We start from the raw sequence: 16226 nt of genomic DNA, 5'->3' as shown, positions 1-16226 counted from the left end.
AGCCAATTAACTTTAAATGTAAAACAGTACTTAAGCTAATTACCATTATTAACAACACGATAAAACTGGCTAACATTAATGGAGTGAAAGACATAAAAAAAGCCGCTTGATAGCGGCTTTCTATAATTTTTTTCAACATTCTTTCTTTGGTTAGAACGGAATATCGTCGTCAAAATCTATTGTTGGTTCCATTGGATTTGATGCGCCGCCTTGTGGTGCATTTTGAGGCTTAGGTGCAAAACCACCTTGCTGCTGTGGTGCACTATTTTGCTGTGGAGCAAAACCACCGCCTTGTGGCTGATACTGGTTATTTTGCTGTGGTGCAGGCGCCGATTGAGGCTGTGCAGCAGGTGCAGCTTGCTGCTGTGGTGCATAACTACCTTGCTGGTTTTGATTATTTTGTGAATAACCGCCTTGTTGGCTACCTTGATTACCTTGATAACCACTGTTTTGCTGGCCACCTTGATTGCCTTGGTAACCGCCACCACTTTGCTGGTCTCCACCGCGAGCACCTAGCATTTGCATTTGACCTGTAAAGCCATCAACAACGATTTCTGTGGTGTATTTTTCTTGGCCTTGTTGATCAGTCCATTTACGTGTTTGAAGTTTACCTTCTACGTATATTTGTGAACCTTTACGACAATATTCGCCCACAATTTCAGCCAGTTTCCCAAAAAATACAACACGGTGCCATTCAGTTTTATCAACCATTTGGCCAGTGTTTTTATCTTTATAGCTGTCTGAAGTTGCTAAGGTAATATTTGCTACACCGTTACCGTTAGGCATGTAACGAACTTCAGGATCTTGCCCTAAATTACCAACCAAAATTACTTTGTTCACACCGCGTGCCATGAAACCATCTCCTATAAACGTTAGATTAAACCAGCGACTTTTCGTGCTTGGTCTAGGTCAAATTCTTTATCATTAATCTTTAAGTAGCTACGGCTTTCGTCGCGTACTACTGTTGCTTCTATTACACCGGGTAAAGCAACTAACTGAGAAGCCAATGTTTGAGCATGCTCCTCAGAACTTAATTTGGTCATTAAACTAATAACTTTACTTTTGGGTGGTACTTCCATTTTCCACGCAACAACAAGCCATATTAACCCAACAAGTGCCGCTGCCGCAAACACAGCTTGCGTACTTGTAGTTTGGGCAACATAACCACCTAACACCCCGCCCAAAAAGGCACCTAAAAACTGGCTAGACGAGTACCCGCCCATGGCTGACCCTTTTTGGCTAGCAGGCGCTAAACGCGAGACAAGCGCGGGCATTGTTGCTTCTAAAAAGTTAAACGCAACAAAATAAAGCAACATACATATTGCAATTCCTACCACACTATTAATCCATACTGACATGGCAAGCATGCTGACTGTTAACAGCGCTACAGAACTTATAAATGCTTGCTTTTCTTTTTCTTTTTTTATGGCCACAATCATAATGGGCACCATTAATAGAAATGCTAAAAGCAAGACTGGAATATACAAATACCAATGTTGTTCTGCCGCTAGGCCTTCTTTTATTAGCTGGCTGGGTAACACAACAAAAATGGTTGTTAATGTTAAATGCAACAGTAATACACCGGCATTTAAGCGTGCTAACTGCGGGTGTTTAATCAGTTTTTTAATATCGCTAAAGCTTGCAAGCGTGTCGCCTTTGGGGGCTTTATTAACCGCTTTGGGCACTAAAAACGTAATAATAAAAATACCACATACCGCAAGTATTGCTGTTAGCCAAAAAACGCCAGCAACACCCCACGACGCGGCAACAATAGGCCCTAATAACATAGCAAAAGCAAAGCTCATGCCTATACTCATACCTATAACCGCCATTACTTTGGGTCGCTGTTCGTCTCGGCTTAAGTCGCTGGCAAATGCAAGTAAAGCACTAGCAATAGCGCCCATGCCTTGTAATGCACGCCCCACAGTTACCATTTGGATAGATTCAGCTAATGCGGCTATGACTGAGCCAATAGCAAACACAACTAAGCCACCAATAATAACTTTTTTACGGCCTATTTTGTCTGACAAACGGCCCATAGGTATTTGCAACACAGCCTGCGTTAGGCCATACGCACCAATAGCAAAGCCAATCCAAATAGGTGAAAAACCGTCAAGCGACTGACCATAAATCGCTAATACCGGCATCAGCATAAATAAGCCGAGCATTCTAAATGCAAACACACTCGCTAGCGATACCGCGGCGCGCTTTTCTCGTGAATTAAGTGAAGATGCAGTCATTATCAGCTAAATCTTACGATGTGAAAAAATTAGGCAAGGATTCTACCACAAGCTTGGCAATAATTAATCGCTTAAAGCTAAGGATTTTTCATGATCAAGGATTAATATTGCAGCGTATTATGAGATACTCAGTAAATAATTTTGGTAATTAACGAGATAGCATGGAAAACATTGAAGTCCGAGGCGCCCGTACGCACAATTTAAAAGACATCAGCCTAACCATCCCACGTGATAAATTAATTGTTATCACAGGCCTATCTGGTTCGGGAAAGTCATCACTTGCATTTGATACTTTATACGCTGAAGGGCAACGCCGGTATGTTGAATCACTTTCTGCTTATGCAAGACAGTTTTTATCCTTGATGGAAAAACCCGATGTTGATCATATTGAGGGACTGTCTCCTGCAATTTCAATAGAACAAAAATCAACTTCGCATAATCCGCGCTCTACCGTAGGTACCATTACCGAAATATACGATTACTTACGTTTAATGTTTGCCCGTGTGGGCGAACCTCGTTGCCCTACACATGATTTACCTTTAGCCGCACAAACAATTAGCCAAATGGTTGATACCGTTTTAGCGCTGCCAGAGGACACTAAACTGATGCTTTTAGCGCCAGTGGTTAAAGACCGTAAAGGTGAGCACGTTAAATTACTTGAGCAGCTTGCAAGCCAGGGTTATATTCGTGCCCGAATAGATGGCGAAGTGTGCGACTTATCAGATCCGCCAACGCTTGAACTTCATAAAAAACATACTATTGAAGTGGTTGTTGACCGCTTTAAGGTAAAAGACGGTCAACAGCAGCGTTTAGCTGAGTCGTTTGAAACAGCACTTGAAATGTCGGGCGGCGTAGCAAATGTAGCTTACATGGACGACAGCAGTATTGAAGAAATGCTGTTTTCAGCCAACTTTGCCTGCCCTACCTGTGGCTATGCAATGACCGAATTAGAACCGCGTTTATTTTCGTTTAATAACCCTGCCGGTGCGTGTCAAAGTTGTGATGGTTTAGGCGTACGCCAGTACTTTGATCCTAACCGCGTAGTGCATAACCCAGAGTTAAGCTTAGCCGGAGGTGCTATTAAAGGGTGGGATAAACGCAGCTTTTACTACTTCCAAATGCTACAAGCAGTAGCAGAACATTATAAATTTGATTTAGACGTACCTTTTGAAAAGCTGGCTAAAGATTCTCAAAAAATTATTTTAGAAGGTTCAGGCAGTACAAAAATAGCCTTCAACTACCGTAACGACAGAGGTGATTTAATCACACGCAACCACGAGTTTGAAGGCGTGTTAAATAACATGAACCGTCGCTATCGCGAAACTGAGTCAAACTCGGTACGTGAAGAGCTCGCTAAATATCAAACCAGCCAAGCCTGCCCTAGCTGTAAGGGTTCACGTTTACGCCAAGAAGCACGCCACGTATTTATTGGCCAAACTAACTTACCTGCTATTACGACCATGAGTATTGGCGAAGCGATGGATTTTTTCGAGAGCTTATCGTTAAGTGGCCAAAGAGCACAAATAGCAGAAAAAATTCTTAAAGAAATTCGCGACCGTTTATCGTTTTTAATCAATGTTGGCCTTAATTACTTATCGCTTGAGCGCAGTGCCGATACCCTCTCTGGTGGTGAAGCGCAGCGAATTCGTTTAGCCAGCCAAATTGGTGCGGGTCTTGTTGGTGTTATGTATGTATTAGACGAACCATCAATTGGTTTACACCAGCGAGATAACGACCGTCTATTACAAACATTAGTGCATTTACGCGATCTTGGTAACACCGTTATCGTTGTTGAACATGATGAAGATGCCATTCGCGCCGCCGATCATATTATTGATATTGGCCCAGGTGCGGGTGTGCACGGCGGACATATTATCGCACAAGGTACACGCGACGATATTTTAGCAACCAAAGACTCAGTAACTGGCCAGTTTTTATCAGGCGTGCGAAAAATAGAAGTACCAAAAGAGCGTAACCCAACCGGCGATAAATGGCTTGAGCTATTTGGCGCAACAGGTAACAACCTTAAAAATGTCGATTTAAAAATTCCATTTGGGTTAATGACCTGTATAACAGGGGTGTCGGGCTCTGGTAAATCAACACTTATAAACGATACGCTATTCAAACTAGCGCATACTGAATTAAACGGCGCAACCACAGCAGAAGCTGCACCGTATAAATCAATTAGTGGTCTTGATCATTTTGATAAAGTAATTGATATTGACCAAAGCCCTATTGGCCGTACACCACGCTCAAACCCTGCTACCTATACCGGTATTTTTACGGGTATTCGTGAGTTATTTGCGGGTACACAAGAATCACGCTCTCGTGGATATAAAGTGGGTCGCTTTAGTTTTAACGTTAAAGGTGGACGCTGTGAAGCCTGCCAAGGTGATGGCGTAATTAAGGTAGAAATGCACTTTTTACCTGATGTATATGTCCCCTGTGATGTATGTAAAGGGGCACGCTACAACCGCGAAACTCTAGAAGTACAATACAAGGGTAAAAACATTCACCAAGTACTCGAAATGACCGTTGAAGACGCGCACGACTACTTTGATAAAATACCTGCAATAGCCCGTAAGCTTAAAACGCTAATGGACGTTGGTTTATCGTATGTTCGCTTAGGACAAGCAGCTACTACTCTCTCTGGCGGTGAAGCTCAGCGTGTAAAACTTGCCCGTGAGCTTTCTAAACGCGATACAGGTAAAACACTGTACATACTTGATGAGCCCACAACCGGCTTACATTTTGCCGACATTGAACAACTGCTTGTTGTATTACATCGCCTGCGCGATCACGGTAACACCATCGTGGTTATTGAGCATAACTTAGATGTGGTTAAAACTGCAGACTGGGTGGTTGATTTAGGCCCTGAAGGGGGCGCTGGCGGCGGTGAAATACTTATTGCAGGTACGCCTGAAGAAGTAGCCGAATGTGAGCGCTCGCACACAGGTCATTACCTAAAGCCATTGCTTTAATACCAATAAAAAAACACCAAGTAATTTAACTACTTGGTGTTTTTTATATTTGGCTCCCAACTGTTAGTCCTTGATAAACTTTTTATTCATCCCAACTAATTTGTATAATTTGCATATCTTTGTATTTAGCACCCGTAAATAAAATTTCGTTATCTGAACTCACCTCAAAAGTGATAGGCCGAAAGTCCACGTGTGTATCTTGCACGGTACCCTCTTTTAAATTGAGCCTAGCAATTCTTGAAATAGAATCTGAGTAATAAAAATAGTCTTTGCTTACTCCATATACATTCGCCTTTCTGGCATTTTTAGGTAATGGCCAGCTTTGCTTATCTGAGAGACGAATTAACTGATCAAATGTTATTGCGTAAGCGTTCCCTTCACTATCTGAAATAAGCTTATTGGCTTTAATGTCTTCAATTACGCGAGTATCTCGGGTTAGCAAGTTCAACTCAACGACTCTATTTTTTGAATCAAGCTGCTCAATATAAATAATACTTTCGTTATTTTTTGACCAAATATAACTCTCTATTTTACGCCCACTTAACATCTCTAACGGGTAGAATTTTTGCGTGTTTAGGTCATAAAGTGAAAAGCGCTTATTTTTTATTAATAATATACGCCTCTTATTAGGAGATACTTTTAAACCTTTAAATTTATAGGTAGAGGAGTCATCGTCGTAATTAAAAAAACTAAGTTGCTTAGTTAGCCCATTTTGAGCAATCCATAATTGGCTGCTACCAGAGCGCTCTGATACAAAAACATGCGCTGGCCCTGCTTTATTTATTACTTCAACAATACTGTAGTCGTCATTATCACTTTTATACAAAGGTTCATAAACTGGATTGTCACCAAAGGTATCTGTTGCTTTAATTAATGAAAATGCTTGTGTTTTATTTGCTGAATAAAACAGACTATTAGCAGACTGAACTGCAATATAATAAGGTGAAATTGCGGGGGTAACATTTAGAGTATGTTTAATTATATTATTTTCATTAAACGTAATGCTTGAAAGATCAGAGTCTTCAAACACAATAACGCCTTGATCATTTGAAAGCCAATCGAACGCGAAACTGATGGCTCTTCTCTTTGCCTTAAATAATCGCTTAGTCTCACGTGTGTTAAAGTCGTAACTAAATACAGAAAATGGCTGGCCTTTTTGGCTTAATATGTACGCTATTTTATTACCCGAATGAGATAAACGCGGCATTATTACACCATACATTACACCTGGCGGAGGAATAACAATCGACTCCTTTTGTAATTCTAAATCAAATTTGTATAAACCTGAGCCATCTTGCTCATTTTTGTATTCGGTATAATAAACATACTCACCATTTTGATCTAATTGCGCATAACCTGTGTATCTGAGGTCACATTTTTTTATAAGTTTAGCGTCTCCAATAATAGGAAACTGGCTTAAATCAACTATTACCATTTCGCATTGCTGCTGTTTTAAGTTTGTCGCTTGTAATAGCACAGCATGTTGGTTTAGCTGCCACGATAAAATAGATACCTGAAAACCAGGGTATGTAATTTCTACTTCTCGCTGATCAGAAAGTCGCTTAACAAATGCACGATTAAAATCCTGTTCAGGTTCAACATTGGTATAAGCTAAATAGTGTTTATCTGAAGATAGCTCAGGGTGAACCTCACTACCTATATTCCACGTACTCGCAACCTTATTTACCGTAACTTGTTTAACTACATCACCAGCGCCTTCACTTGTATAAAACAGTACCAACCACACAATAGAGAAAATACAGGTGATGACTAATAACGTATAAGCCAAAAGCGTTTTGATGTTCTTTTCTGGAACAGGTTTTGAAATAGTCGCAGCAGTAAAATCATCACTATTTGTAGTGTCAGTAGCCGAGTCAGATATTGAGTTTACAGGCTTTTCAGTAACGCTTTCTCGTGTTAACTGTTCAGGTACTACCGTAAGGCTATATCCTTTACGGTAATGCGTTTTTAAAAGCGGTGCTTTTTCAGTTGGATGAGCAAGCTGTTTTCTTAGCTCTGAGATAGCTCGGTTAATCGCGTTATCGTCTACATAGCTTTGTTGCCATACACTTTCGATTAGCGCTTGGCGGGAAACTATTTGTTGAGGCTTATTTACAAAGTGCAGTAATAACTTTACTAAAAGTGGATCTAATTCCCTTTCTAAGTTATTTGAAGTAATCACACAGCGATTACTTATAAATTGCCAAGGTCCGATTTGATAATTCATAGTCTTTAGGTATTTTTATTTTTATAAACCGTACCACATCAACTCATTATTGTGTATAAAAAGCATTTAAAACCTTATATCAACAATATAAGGTTTTACGCTAACCCATTAAATTAAAACAATTAAATACAATTAAAACCTTATCTATTAATTGCTCATAACTAGATAAGCGACTCTCAGTAAATTCAGCGATATTCTTTAAACCGTCATCAACAAGCAGCTTACTAAAAATCATTTGCGATTCTAAATTAGCTGCAATTAAAAATATAAAAGGTTTAATTATGAACAGCACAATGAAAAAAGGTCTATCTACTTTACTACTAGTAACTGCTTTTAATACTACATCAGCCTTCGCAGTTGATACTAAACAACACATATTTAAAAAGAGTGTTGAGCAGTGTGTAATTGGTGAACATACAGAAACAAACAAACCAACTAACAAAAAGCAGCAAAAAACTAACACAGTAAATGCAACTGAGTCTTTAAAAACTCATGTCGATACGCAAACACTGCTTTCTTCAATAGATGAAAAAATATCAGCTGAACTTGATTCTTCAATGAGCAAAATAAACACAGAAATTGACGAAAACCTTTCAAAAGTAACATCGTCAATTACTGCTTATTTCAGCAATATTTTATCTAACTAAAAACAACAAATTTTAAAGTATTAGGAAATCATTATGAAAAATTTTACAAAAAAATTAGTGTCTGCCAGCGTTTTACTTGGTTGCAGCTTGGTAGCAAATACAGCACAAGCTCAAAGCTCTGTATGGCAAGTAAGCAAAGGAGATGACTCGTTATTTATTGGCGGTACTGTACATATTTTACCTAAAGCTGAAATGCCATTACCTGTTGAGTTTAATCATGCCTATGAACAAGCCGATACAATTGTTTTTGAAGCGCCAATAGCAGACCCAGCTGATACTAATGCTCAAATGCAAATGCTTGGCGCGCTTTCATATACTAATAATGAAACGTTAAGTGAAAAGTTAGAGCCTGAGGTTAAAGCTTCACTCGAAAATAAACTGAGTGAGTTTGGCGCTAACCTAGAAAAGTTAGATGGTTTTCGCCCAGCCATGGTGGGTATCGTTTTAATGTCGATGGAACTGCAAAAACAAAACTTAATGGGTGAAGGTGTTGATGCTTACTATACGAAAAAAGCGACTAAAGACAACAAAACAAAAAACTACTTAGAAACAATGGAGTTTCAGTTAGAGTTATATAAAGCAATGGGTCAAGGTAACGAAAATGACTTTATTAAACGTAACCTAGCAGAGCTAAATAACTATAATGATATATTTAAAGGATTATTAACTGCATGGCGAGAAGGTGATACCGACACACTAAACAAGGTAGCGGTTGAAAATATGCAGAAAAATGACCCAGAAACCTACAAGCAGCTACTTAAAGATAGAAATAATAATTGGTTACCAAAAGTAGAGGCAATGTTTAATAACGACAGCAGTGAGTTTGTACTAGTTGGGGCTGGACACCTTGTAGGCCAAGATAGCTTGCTTACATTACTTGAAAATAAAGGCTACAGCGTTTCTTTAGTGAGCATTAATAACGCACAAGACATAACTGTAAAAGGAGCCGAATAATGGATAAAACAGACAAATTAGCAGTATCGCTACTGTTTTTATTTGGGTCTATCATGTTGATATGTGCCATATGAAAAATGCCGCTAATAAGCGGCATTTTTATTTCAATAAACCTACCCGCGTGGAATAAACCCTAATGCATCGTATACCGATTTAAGCGTTTTCTCGGCACGTACACTGGCTTTTTCAGCTCCAGATTTCATTATGTTATCAAGTAAATTTTGATCTTCTCTAATTTCTTTAAAGCGAGCTTGAATTGGTTCAATCATGCTTACTACTGCATCGGCTGTATCTTTTTTAAGATGACCGTACATTTTACCTTCAAACTCTGGTACTAAGTCTTCTATTGAGCGCTTAGTCGCTACGCTTAATAAAGTAAGTAAGTTAGATACACCTGGCTTTTCAGTTCGGTCAAAGTAAATACGCGCTTGCTCGTCTGAATCGGTCACTGCTTTTTTAAGCTTTTTCTCAATCTTTTTAGGCTCATCTAATAACATAATGTAGCCGTTTGGATTTTCGTCAGACTTTGACATTTTCTTGAGTGGGTCTTGTAGGCTCATTACACGCGCACCAAACTCTGGAATGTAAGGCTCTGGCAGTTTAAAAACGTCACCGTATAAGTTATTAAAGCGTGTCGCTATGTCACGCGTTAGCTCTAAGTGTTGTTTTTGATCTTCGCCTACTGGTACCTGATCGGCTTGATAAAGTAAAATATCGGCCGCTTGTAAAACTGGGTACGAAAATAAGCCCACGTTTACATTGTTAGCATGCTTTGACGACTTATCTTTAAACTGGGTCATGCGGTTAAGTTCACCCATTTGCGCGTAACAATTAAGTACCCACGCTAACTGTGCGTGCTCTGGCACTTGAGACTGAACAAATAACGCTGACTTTTCAGGGTCGATACCGCATGCAGCATACAATGCAACGCCATCTAGTACACGAGAGCGTAATAATTCTGGCTCTTGGCGAACGGTGATAGCATGCAAGTCAACCAACATAAAGAAACTTTCGTGATCTTCCTGTAACTTTAGCCACTGGTTAATAGCGCCAACATAGTTGCCTATTGTCATACCACCGGTTGGCTGAATGCCGCTTAAAACTACTGGTTTACTCATGATTTTCCTTTATTTACTTAATTATTAATATTTAACGCTGTGTTAGGACAGGTATTATATCTAAGAAGTTATCGCATAGGTACTGTGGATTATAATCAGCAAGGTTTTCACCTTGATTATAGCCATAGCCTACTGCAATTACATCAATACCCGCCGCTTTTGCAGCAAGTATATCGCTTTTAGAATCGCCAATCATTATTGCTTTAGAGGCCTCAATATTTAGCTTTTTACACGCAAACAATAATGGCTCAGGTGACGGTTTTTTTGCCATATCATCGCCACAAATAATAAGCTCAAAATGATTGGTAAGTGCTAACTTATCAAGAAGTTTTTCAGTAAAAATTCGAGACTTATTAGTTATCAATGCTTTTTGCATACCACGTAAAGCTGCAAGCCCTGTTTCAACATGTTGGTATAACACGCTGTATTGGCCTACTTGTTGTTCATAATGCTTATGAAACTGTGCAATGGCTTTATTAGTTAGTGATTCATCTAAATGCTCACTAACCTGCATATCACCACTCAGTGCCCGCTTTACCAACATATCTATACCATTTCCTACCCAGCTTTCGACCAAACGTTGGCTTACAATAGGAAATGCCAAGTCGCTTAATGTTAAGTTAATTGAGATATATAGGTCATATACACTATCGACTAGTGTGCCATCCAAATCAAAAAATGCCGCATCGTACTGCATTATTTTACACTCTCAAGTTGCTTACGCATTTGATCAATAACTACTTTGTAGTCTGGCTGATTAAAAATAGCAGAGCCTGCTACAAACATATCTGCACCGGCCTGAGCTGCTGCAGCGATATTATCCACCTTAATACCACCGTCCACTTCTAGTCGAATATCTCGACCTGACTCAACAATTCGTTGCTTTGCCTGCGCTAACTTTTTAAGTGTATGAGGAATAAAGCTTTGCCCACCAAATCCGGGGTTAACAGACATGAGTAAGATAGTATCTAGCTTATCAATTACATGATCTAAATAACTTAAACTGGTCGCTGGGTTAAATACTAAGCCAGCTTTACAGCCATGATCTTTGATTAATTGAATCGTGCGATCAATATGCTCACTCGCCTCTGGGTGAAAAGTAATTATTGAAGCCCCCGCCTCTGCAAACTGTGGAATGATGCTATCGACAGGCTTAACCATTAAATGCACATCAATTGGCGCGGTGATACCGTAGTCCCTTAGTGCTTTACACACCATAGGTCCAATCGTTAAGTTAGGTACATAGTGATTATCCATTACATCAAAATGCACTACATCTGCACCTGCGGCTAAAACGCTATCAACATCTTCACCAAGCTTTGCAAAATCAGCTGAAAGAATTGATGGGGCAATTAAGTATTTTTGTTCTGGGCTAAACATAGCAGATTCACCAATGAGTAAAATATTACGTTAATGTAACTCAATTGATGACGTTACCCAAGCAACTAAAGCGTAATACTGTTGCGTTTGAAGTGCTTAAGTGGCTATTTTTGAAATTTAATTAATAGTCTTTATTAGAAACAAGTTTGTTATTTGAGCAGTTTTTGTTATGCTTAAAAAAGTAACAAAATATTAGGTTCAAATCATGCGCGCTTTTAAAATTGGGATATTAATTGCATCTGCATTATTAGTTATTGGGGTAGTAAATTTTACGCCAAGTTCAGGGCAAGAGTTAAGCTCGGTTAATAATTGTGCTCCGCAATCAACACACGAAATAAACACAAGTAAACCCTGTTTACACGTACTTGAAGAAGACTCTTCTTGGTTTTCTTGGATCACTGGTGATAGCCGCAGCGCTCAGTTTCACTACTTGGATTTACTTGAGTTATTAACAAGCTCAGACGACAGCAAGAAAACACCTTCTTTAAAGCCTTTATTCTAGACAATGCGGCACTTTATTAGCGCGTTGCAAAGTGTGCTAGCCGCATTTTTTGGTGTTCAATCAGAACAAAAGCGCCGCGCAGATTTTCAAGAACACTCTATTTCCTCAATCATTGCTATTGCGATAATACTATTTATCGCTTTTGCGCTTTCAATTTATGCTGTGGTTGTTTTAGTGGTAAGTACATAGCCATTAACTCGCCTACTTTATTACGAGTTCCGCCCTTAGGGCTTATCGTCCTTTTTACTTGAATTTGATCAAGTGATGCTTGGCTGTATATTTTCCGTGTCCATACTGTATCGTGATTTGAAATAAGCACTGGGGTGTTATTTTCAAACGCCGCTTTTTCTGCCAAATTAGCTAAATTAGCCTGATCATCTAAATTAAACCCGCCCTTAGCATAAGAAGTAAACGAAGCCGTTTTACTCAAAGGGACATAGGGTGGATCGCAATAAATAACCGCGTTATTAGGAACCAGTTTAAATACGTCATCGTAGCCTAAGCATGTAAACGTCGCTTGCTGTGCTTTTTCAGCAAAAAAGTACATTTCCTTTTCAGGAAAATAAGGCTTTTTATATTTACCAAATGGTACATTAAAAATACCTTTTAAGTTATAACGGCATAAGCCGTTGTAACCAAAACGATTCATGTATAAAAATAGCATTGACCGCTCATATACATCACGGCTTTGATTAAACTGAACTCGGTATTCGTAGTACGCATCGGGGTGGTTATTTAAATCAACGAATAGCTTTTTTGCATCACTAATAAATTCATCGGGTGAATTTCTTAATTCTTTATATAAGTTGATTAAATCAGCATTAATATCGTTAAGAATATAATGCTTAAAATCGCTATTTAGAAAAACGGAACCGGCACCAACAAAAGGTTCAACCAAGGTATCAGCATGCGAACTTGCTTGGTTTAATCGCGCGTTAATATCATCAACGAGACTGTATTTTCCGCCAGCCCATTTAAGGAAGGCTCTACTCTTTTGCTGCATTGGTTCTTTACTTCAATCTGGTGTTGCGCGATTTTACACTAAAGCGATTTATATTACTGATCAACTAGTGCAATTTCTTGTTTTATTTTACTAATTTTTTTATAAAACGGCTTATTTTTTAAGATACTTGCAGGTAGGTTTTTCATACCTTGCTGTGCATCGTTCATGCTTGTAAAACTGCCGGTTGTCACCACCCACCATGTTTTACCGTTTCTTTGAGTTTGATAAGTGTACGTTGTTAATTGGAGTGCATACTGCTCTATAAAATCATCTACAACCTGCTTTTGTGTTACTGCAAGTAACTGAATCACCGTATTTGAATCATTTTGCTTAGAATACCATGAGCTAACTTCGTTTATGGGCAGTTGCACTGATGATGCATCAACCTCATTGTTAACTTTTGATTGCACAAGCTCTTTAACAGGTTCATCTTTTATGAGCGTATTAGAGCTAATAGGCTCATTGATCTCGCTGCCTGCATTTAAGCTTTGCATAATTGCAGATATATCATTTTTTCTTTCACCTTTAGCGGTAGGCTGTATGTCGGCTACTTTTTCTTTTGTTACTGTGTCAGGTATAGGTGCAATAGCCTGGCTCACTGGAATAGCAGTGCTATCAACCTCAATGGTGCCTTGCTCATAATGCTTTTGCCACCAATCACTCATATCTGACTTATATAACAAGCCTATAATTAAGAACATAATGAGCAACATAAGTACCAGCAAATGTACACGCCATGATACTTTATCTTTAACTTTGATATCTGCGATGTACTCATCCTGTTGCCATGCAAGCAATAAACTAGGATTACCATTAGCTTCAGCTAAAAAAGCTTGGAAAACAGGATCTTCATCGTGAGGAAGCTTTTCAAAGTACCATCCCATTAACTGCTTACTTTCATGAAGAGGGAGGCGTTCAAGATGAATTTCAACTGCATGTTCAACCGGTAACTTTGCAGCTGAGGCAATCATAATATAAAGAGTGATTGGGCTATTTTTAGCTAGCAGCTCCAGCTCAACTAAAAACTCTTCTGATAAGTGCCTACCACCGTCAATAACCCATAAACAGGAGCCCGGTTGCTGTTGATTAAGTAACTGATAAAAATTTTCAGACAAACTTAAATTATGATCAACCAACGGGTTGTTAAAGCTTTGCTCTAATAGATCGCTCATTAACTGAGCGTCTGTCAATTTTGCACTCGATTGTACAAATGCTTTATTAAAGTCGTTGTATTTATCGGTAATAAAGGTTTCAAGCAGATAGCTTTTTCCTAGGCCTGATGTGCCCAGTAAAATAATAAGGTTTTGACCATATTCAAACTGCAGTGCGATTCTATCCACCAAAGCCGCACGGCTTGGTAAAATTTGTGACTGCATTTAGTGCTCGATTAATGCTCGGACTTGATCGTCAGATACATTGTCTACCAGTGCACATTGACCAAATTGAGTGGGTAAAATAAAACGGATAGTTCCTTTTTTATTTTTTTTATCTTTGCGCATATGCAATAAAAATTGTTCACTCGTCATATCTGCAGGTACTTCAGTTGGTAAGTTATATTGTTTAATAACATCCACAATACGCGCTACATCCTGCTGCGTTAAGTCACCTCGAGTGTGAGCTAACTGAGAAGCTAACACCATACCCGTAGCAACAGCTTCACCATGAAGCCACTTACCATAACCCATTTGGGCTTCAATTGCGTGGCCGAAGGTATGCCCCAGGTTTAGCAATGCTCTGAGACCTTGTTCTTTTTCATCCTCAGCAACGATTAACGCTTTAATTTCACAGCACCTATAAATGATATGCTGCAGGCATGTTTCATTTAGCTGCTGTAAGTTTTCAACATTTTGCTCTAAATAAGTAAAAAGCTCGGTATCGTATATTAAACCATACTTGATAACTTCAGCCATTCCTGCCGCAAACTCTCTTTTTGGGAGTGTATGAAGAGACTGAGTATCAATAAAAACAGCTTGTGGCTGATAAAAAGCCCCAATCATGTTTTTTCCTAACGGATGGTTCACCGCTGTTTTTCCACCAACAGATGAATCCACTTGCGATAAAAGTGTTGTAGGTATTTGAATAAACGGCACGCCACGTTGATAACATGCAGCTACAAAACCAGTTAAATCGCCAACTACGCCACCACCTAATGCAATTAAACAAGTATCGCGACCACAATTATTTTGCAGTAAAAAAGCGGATATTTTTTCAAACCACTCTAGTGACTTGTATTGCTCACCATCAGGTATGATAAAGGAAAGAGGATTTAATTCAGCTAATGAATCAAGTAAGCCTTGTAGGTATAAAGGTTCTATTGTGTCATTAGTAATGACGATAGGCCGACAATCACCAATATGATGAATTAGACGGCCATTATCTTGAAGTGCAGATTGCCCAATATAAATAGGATAACTTCGCTCGTCCAAATTAACAGTTAATTTAAGCATGCTCAGCTAATCCTTTATTATGTATTGGTTTTAAAAATCTAATTTCTCAATGATTTGATTTGCAACGACTTTAGCGCTTTGCTCATCAGTGCGTACAACAAAATCAGCCACTTCTTTGTATAACGGTTCGCGTTCTTCTGCTAAGCGCTCTAGTACATCACGAGGTGCTTCTTCTGTTTGCAGTAACGGGCGACGCTTGTCGCGTTGTGTGCGTGCAACTTGCTTTTCAATAGGTGTCTCTAGGTATACAACGATACCACGAGCCGAAAGCTTGTTTCGAACTTCTTTACTCATTACTGAACCACCACCTGTAGCAAGAACAATACCTTGCATTTCAGTTAAGTCGCCAATAACAGATTCTTCACGAAGTCTAAAGCCTTCTTCACCTTCAAGATCGAATACCCAGGCAATATCTGCACCCGTGCGGCGTTCGATTTCTTGATCAGAATCAACAAATTCAAGGTGTAATTGATCGGCAATGTGACGACCAATTGTGCTTTTTCCAGCCCCCATGGGGCCAATTAGAAATATATTACGTTTCTCAGCCATATCTTTTAGTACAAACGAACTCTAAAATTTGAAATAAAACCCCGCCTAACGACCTGGCCCCAAAATTAAGGAGGGGATTATCTCAGTAATTGCAGGGGTATTTCAAGTCAATTAGAATAAAAAGCCACATAACGAGCAATTAAACTAAATAATCACCCGTTGATTAACAAAAAAGTAC

15 protein-coding genes are annotated in these 16226 nt (G+C 39.1%); 5 read left to right on the top strand and 10 right to left on the bottom strand.

All coding sequences use genetic code 11. The annotated features are described in order from the left end of the window. Positions 1–150 precede the first annotated feature (150 nt). Positions 151–852: a single-stranded DNA-binding protein gene (gene ssb / locus MTP24_RS01925; RefSeq protein ID WP_006793117.1), complete on the bottom strand. Its 702-nt coding sequence runs from the start codon at positions 850–852 to the stop codon at positions 151–153. Between the two features lie 20 nt (positions 853–872). Beyond that, complete coding sequence (locus MTP24_RS01920) at positions 873–2240, bottom strand: MFS transporter (RefSeq protein ID WP_203985903.1); 1368 nt, start codon at positions 2238–2240, stop codon at positions 873–875. Positions 2241–2401: 161 nt separating this feature from the next. Here MTP24_RS01920 and uvrA point away from each other — a divergent pair, with 161 nt between their 5' ends. Then, positions 2402–5221 (top strand): excinuclease ABC subunit UvrA, encoded by a 2820-nt coding sequence (gene uvrA, locus MTP24_RS01915; protein ID WP_243532523.1) that lies wholly within the window; start codon positions 2402–2404, stop codon positions 5219–5221. Between the two features lie 82 nt (positions 5222–5303). Here the strand turns inward: uvrA and MTP24_RS01910 are convergent, their stop codons facing one another. Further along, complete coding sequence (locus MTP24_RS01910) at positions 5304–7448, bottom strand: winged helix-turn-helix domain-containing protein (RefSeq protein ID WP_243532521.1); 2145 nt, start codon at positions 7446–7448, stop codon at positions 5304–5306. A gap of 281 nt (positions 7449–7729) precedes the next feature. On the opposite strand from MTP24_RS01910, the gene MTP24_RS01905 reads away from it, so the two are divergent. Together MTP24_RS01905 and MTP24_RS01900 are read left to right on the top strand one after the other, a co-directional pair. Beyond that, positions 7730–8095, top strand: a complete 366-nt coding sequence (locus MTP24_RS01905) for a hypothetical protein (RefSeq protein ID WP_058428255.1) — start codon at positions 7730–7732, stop codon at positions 8093–8095. A 33-nt stretch (positions 8096–8128) separates the two neighbouring features. Beyond that, positions 8129–9049, top strand: coding sequence for a TraB/GumN family protein (locus MTP24_RS01900; protein ID WP_243532519.1), 921 nt, complete (start codon positions 8129–8131; stop codon positions 9047–9049). Between the two features lie 113 nt (positions 9050–9162). On the opposite strand, the gene trpS is transcribed toward MTP24_RS01900, so the two are convergent. Genes trpS through rpe form a run of 3 tightly spaced genes read right to left on the bottom strand, consistent with a single transcriptional unit; the run spans position 9163 to position 11547 of the window. Then, the gene (gene trpS / locus MTP24_RS01895) at positions 9163–10167 is read right to left on the bottom strand and encodes a tryptophan--tRNA ligase (protein WP_006793110.1); all 1005 of its coding nucleotides are present in this window, start codon (positions 10165–10167) and stop codon (positions 9163–9165) included. Positions 10168–10198: 31 nt separating this feature from the next. Next, entirely contained in the window at positions 10199–10864 is a 666-nt protein-coding gene (locus tag MTP24_RS01890; RefSeq protein WP_243532516.1) for a phosphoglycolate phosphatase, read from the bottom strand. Continuing rightward, positions 10864–11547: a ribulose-phosphate 3-epimerase gene (rpe, locus tag MTP24_RS01885; protein ID WP_010557964.1), complete on the bottom strand. Its 684-nt coding sequence runs from the start codon at positions 11545–11547 to the stop codon at positions 10864–10866. The genes MTP24_RS01890 and rpe overlap by 1 nt, the downstream gene beginning before the upstream one ends. A gap of 205 nt (positions 11548–11752) precedes the next feature. Here rpe and MTP24_RS01880 point away from each other — a divergent pair, with 205 nt between their 5' ends. Both MTP24_RS01880 and MTP24_RS01875 read left to right on the top strand, forming a co-directional pair. Next, positions 11753–12049 carry a hypothetical protein gene (locus MTP24_RS01880; RefSeq protein ID WP_006793107.1) on the top strand — a complete coding sequence of 99 codons (297 nt, stop codon included), beginning with the start codon at positions 11753–11755 and terminating at the stop codon, positions 12047–12049. Between the two features lie 3 nt (positions 12050–12052). After that, positions 12053–12238 carry a DUF2970 domain-containing protein gene (locus tag MTP24_RS01875; protein ID WP_074210163.1) on the top strand — a complete coding sequence of 62 codons (186 nt, stop codon included), beginning with the start codon at positions 12053–12055 and terminating at the stop codon, positions 12236–12238. Here the strand turns inward: MTP24_RS01875 and MTP24_RS01870 are convergent. The 4 genes from MTP24_RS01870 to aroK are packed head-to-tail and all read right to left on the bottom strand — an operon-like array spanning position 12183 to position 16048. Beyond that, a complete protein-coding gene (locus MTP24_RS01870; protein ID WP_006793106.1) occupies positions 12183–13052 on the bottom strand; it encodes a Dam family site-specific DNA-(adenine-N6)-methyltransferase in 870 nt (289 codons plus the stop codon). The genes MTP24_RS01875 and MTP24_RS01870 overlap by 56 nt on opposite strands. A 53-nt stretch (positions 13053–13105) precedes the next feature. Further along, positions 13106–14428 carry an AAA family ATPase gene (locus MTP24_RS01865; protein WP_243532514.1) on the bottom strand — a complete coding sequence of 441 codons (1323 nt, stop codon included), beginning with the start codon at positions 14426–14428 and terminating at the stop codon, positions 13106–13108. Further along, positions 14429–15499, bottom strand: a complete 1071-nt coding sequence (aroB, locus tag MTP24_RS01860; protein ID WP_243532512.1) for a 3-dehydroquinate synthase — start codon at positions 15497–15499, stop codon at positions 14429–14431. It lies immediately after the preceding gene. A 30-nt stretch (positions 15500–15529) separates the two neighbouring features. Next, positions 15530–16048 (bottom strand): shikimate kinase AroK, encoded by a 519-nt coding sequence (gene aroK, locus MTP24_RS01855; protein ID WP_006793103.1) that lies wholly within the window; start codon positions 16046–16048, stop codon positions 15530–15532. Positions 16049–16226: the final 178 nt, after the last annotated feature.

The organism is Pseudoalteromonas sp. APM04 (genome assembly GCF_022809815.1).
Lineage (GTDB): Bacteria > Pseudomonadota > Gammaproteobacteria > Enterobacterales > Alteromonadaceae > Pseudoalteromonas > Pseudoalteromonas marina.
The sequence above is the reverse complement of the archived record's forward strand: the minus strand, read 5'-3'. Positions and strand labels throughout refer to the sequence as shown.